General features: G+C 65.9%; 5 protein-coding genes. All 5 read left to right on the forward strand.

Annotated elements, in window-relative coordinates:
- The coding region (locus QZT59_RS08845) for an enolase C-terminal domain-like protein (RefSeq protein WP_290814402.1) at positions 1-320 on the forward strand (320 nt) is incomplete at its 5' end.
- A gap of 231 nt (positions 321-551) precedes the next feature.
- Positions 552-686 (forward strand): hypothetical protein, encoded by a 135-nt coding sequence (locus QZT59_RS08850; protein WP_290814404.1) that lies wholly within the window; start codon positions 552-554, stop codon positions 684-686.
- 1 nt (position 687) lies between these two features.
- Positions 688-2,163 (forward strand): sodium/proline symporter, encoded by a 1,476-nt coding sequence (locus QZT59_RS08855; RefSeq protein ID WP_290814406.1) that lies wholly within the window; start codon positions 688-690, stop codon positions 2,161-2,163.
- A 102-nt stretch (positions 2,164-2,265) separates the two neighbouring features.
- Complete coding sequence (locus QZT59_RS08860) at positions 2,266-2,784, forward strand: GNAT family N-acetyltransferase (RefSeq protein ID WP_290814408.1); 519 nt, start codon at positions 2,266-2,268, stop codon at positions 2,782-2,784.
- A gap of 85 nt (positions 2,785-2,869) precedes the next feature.
- Positions 2,870-3,969, forward strand: a 1,100-nt coding sequence (locus tag QZT59_RS08865) for a hypothetical protein (protein ID WP_394348645.1), incomplete at its 3' end; no start/stop codon positions are given.

Here is a 3,969-nt window from a genome sequence, read left to right on the forward strand (position 1 = left end):
AGCGGGCGGCGGACGTCATCAACGTGAAGGCCGCGAAGTCGGGGCTCACGGACGGCGCCGCCATCGCCGAGATCGCCCGCGCGGCGAACCTCGAACTGATGGTCGGCTGCATGCTCGAGTCCGCGCTGGGCTTGCACGCCAGCGCCCACCTCGTGGCCGGCGTCGGCGGCTTCTCGTACGTCGACCTCGACGGAAATCAGTCGTTCGCCGAGCGGGTTGCCGACGTCCCGCGCGACCCGACCGTGGAGATCTCGGGCCCAGGTCACGGGATCGAGCCCGATCCGTCGCTGCTCCCCGAGGGCGAGCCCAGGACCGCGTGAACGCCGGCGGGCCGCCCGGTTTCTCCGTTCAGCCGGTTCGAACGCCCGAAGTGACTCGGTCGATCGACCGAGGGCTCTGACGCGCTGTCGGGCCACGCAGGACGTGAGAATTAACTCCTAATCCGATATAAGTTTGAATTTCGGTAATAATGTGACGAATATATTATTTCTCCTCGGAATTGTTGATGAATATCCGTTAAGGTTTTGACAGCGCACTCGACTTCTGCGAGCATGTTCGGAGGGCTTCCGACGGGAGCGGCCGTCGCCGTGCTCGCGATGGTGCTCCTCCCGATCCTGACGTTCGCACTGTACCTGATCGATCGCCGGCTGAACGACGGCTACGTCTCCATCCTGGGGAGGGCCTAGCATGTCGCTCGGCATCCAGCTCACGTTCGCGGCGTACCTCCTGATCCTGATCGCCATCGGCGCGTACTTCTTCGTGACGACGGAGACGAAGCGCCTCTCCGATTACCTGCTCGCCGGTCGCGACGTCGGCACGTGGCCGGTGGCCATCTCCGAGGTGTCCTCCGTCGCCAGCGGGTGGACCTTCTTCGCGTGGGTCGGCGTCGGATTCACCCTCGGGATCAACGGCCTCTGGTTCTCGGTGACGATGGTCGTCATCATCATCTTCATGTACCGGTACGTCGGCTCGCAGTTCCGCCGACAGTCGGAGGAGCTCGGCAGCCTGACGATCGCCGACCACCTCTCGCTGGCCGTCGACGACGACCGGATCGCGATGTACATCCGGATCGTCGCGACCGTCGCGATCCTCGTGTTCATGGGCGCGTACGTCGGCGCGCAGATCATCGCCGTCGGCGAGGCCATGGACACCGGGATCGGCATCGACTACCTGATCGCCATCGCGCTCGGCGGGCTCGTCGTCGGCCTGTACACCGTCCTCGGCGGGTTCAACGCGTCGATCTGGACCGACGTCTTCCAGGGAGTCCTCATCTTCGTCGCGGCCGTGACGCTGCCGATCCTCATGATCTCGGAGGTCGGCGGCTGGTCCGCGTTCGTCGCCGAGGCGGGCGCCGTCGAGGAGGCGCCGCTGCTCGATATCAGCGGCGGGCTCGCCGGCCAGGCGCTGCTGATCGCGACGCTCGCGTGGGTGACCTTCGCGTTCGGGACGATCGGACAGCCCCACTCCCTGATGCGGTTCCAGGCGATCCGCGACGAGCGGCTGCTCAGCCCGGCGTCGGTGATCGCGGTCACCTTCCAGTCCCTCCGGCTCACGGTGCCGCTGTTCATCGGCGCGGCCGGACGGGTCGTCTACGGGTCGGTCGACAACCCCGAGAACGTCGCCATGATCGCGATCGTCGACTTCTTCCCCGCCGTGATCGCCGGTGTGCTGCTGGCCGCGATCGTCTCCGCGATCCTCTCGACGTCCGACTCGATGCTCATCGTGGCCTCGTCCGACCTCACGCGGTTCTACGAGGAGCGCATCGACCCCGACGCCAGCGAGCGCGAACTCATCCTCCTCGGCCGGGCGGTCGTCGGCGTGCTGGCCGTCGGCGGAATCCTCCTCGCGTTCGTGCGTCCCGGCACGATCTTCGAGATCATCGAGTTCGCGTACGTCGGCCTCGGCGCCACGTTCGGCCTCCCGCTGCTGTTCATGCTGTTCTGGGAGCGGATGACCGGCGAAGCGATGCTCGCCGGAATCGTGGCCGGGCTCGCGAGCTCGATCGGGAACCTGTACCTCCTGCCCGATTACTTCCCGATCCTCGTCTGGCCGGTCTGTATCGCCGTCATCGTCGTCGTCGCGCTGGTGACGTCCGAAACCGGCTCGGCCGTAGCGGACGTGCCGGAGCGTCGGCCGGTCGGCGCCGGCCCGGCCGACGACTGACTGCGACGTCGGTCGACCCTCGGCCCGCGCCCCGGTTCCGGCGTCCTTCCGCGGCGTGAATCGCCCCGGTACCCTTTTGTCTCGTCTCCCGTACCACGGGACATGGAGCCGACAGTTCGGGAGGCCAAGCGGTTCGACGCGCGCGAGATCGCTCACATCGCGCGCGCGAGCTGGCACGGCGCCTACGACGAGATCCTCGGAACCGAGACCGTCGACGAGGTCGTCGACGAGTGGTACGACTTCGAGCGCCTGGAGGACTCGATCGCCAACGCCGCCGCCCGCGAGGACGCGATCTTTCTGGTCGGCGAGGCGCCGGAGGGCTACGGCACCGAACTGGTGGGCTTCGCCCACGCCGGCCCAGACACCGAGGACGACGACGTCGCGGAGCTGATCCGCATCTACGTCCGCCCGGCGGCCTGGGGCGAAGGCGCCGGCCGGACCCTCCTGGAGGCCGTCGACGACGCGCTCGGCCCTCACTACGGTCGTCTCCGGCTGTCCGTCCTCGCGGACAACGAGGTCGGCGTCAGCTTCTACGAGTCGATGGGCTTCGACCGGGTCGATACCCGGGACAGCGACCTGGGCCCGGGTCTCGAGGAGTACGTCTACGAGACGGCGATGTAGCAACTCACCGACGCCGTGTACCGACGGTCCGACCGGTAGCGCCCGTCGGTCCCGGATCGGACGTCGGCGACGCCGAGGATCGCCGATGCGTCGGGGGATTCTCCTTTCCAGCCTTGCGACCGCCTGGGGCCGCCTTTTGCCAGCCGGAAGCGACATAGGCTGCGGTGAATCGAACGTGAATCCGAGTGGGGTAAAGCGGCGGCACGTACTACAGACGATCGGCGTGGCGGCGACGACCGTTGCGGTTCCTGCGACGCGGCGCGTGGGCGGCGTCGCGGCGGGCGCGTCGTTCGCGATTCGACAGGGGGATCGGTGCGCCTCGATCGAACCGCTCCGCGGCGAGGTTTCGGTCGACGAACTCTACGACTACGCGTACCCGACCGGTGAGTACAGCGGAGCGCTCGGTTCGGACGGCGTGTCGTTCAGCTCGGAAGGGACGGTCGACCTCCAGCGAGACAACTCGAGTATCCTCTTCCTCTACGAGGGACCCGACGGGCTGAGTCTGGTCGTCCTCCACGGTCGGCTGCACGGCGAGATCGACGGCGGCGGGACCGTCTCGTTCGTCATCCACGGCTTGCCGACCGACGGCGACTGGGTCGTCATGGACGACTACCTCGAAGCGGACGGGGAGGAAGTCTCCGAGGATTGGTGGGACGTCGACGGCGACGTGCACGACATCGACTGGGCGTACGAACCCGGCGAAACCGACGGGGGCGCGTTCCGGGCACTCGACGCCGAATTCGACGCGGAGATCGTCATCGAACCGGCGTTCAACGAAATGGCCTACCTCGCCGACGAGTACGACTACGGATCGATCGAACGGTGGGAAGTGCTCTCGGGAGACATCGAAGATCCCGATCGGTACGCCCTCGAACTCGACGAGGAGGTTGCGATCAGAAGCAAGCCGTGCAAAACCGCCGACGAAATAGCGAAACCGAAGAAAGAAGAGAAGAAGCCCGAGAAAGCGGAAAAGAAACCCAAGAAGGAGAAGGCGAAGAAGGAGGAGAAGCCTAAGAAAAAGAAGCCCGAGAAGAAAAAGCCCAAAAAAGAGAAGCCCGAGAAGGAGGAGGCGCCGAAGAAGGAAAAGCCCAAAAAAGAGAAGCCCGAGAAGGAGGAGGCGCCGAAGAAGGAAAAGCCCAAGAAAGAGAAGGCGCAGAAGAAGGAAGAGCCGAAGAAGGAAAAGCC

The sequence above is a fragment of the Halovivax sp. genome (assembly GCA_007119345.1).
In the GTDB taxonomy this organism is placed as follows: Archaea; Halobacteriota; Halobacteria; order Halobacteriales; family Natrialbaceae; genus Halovivax.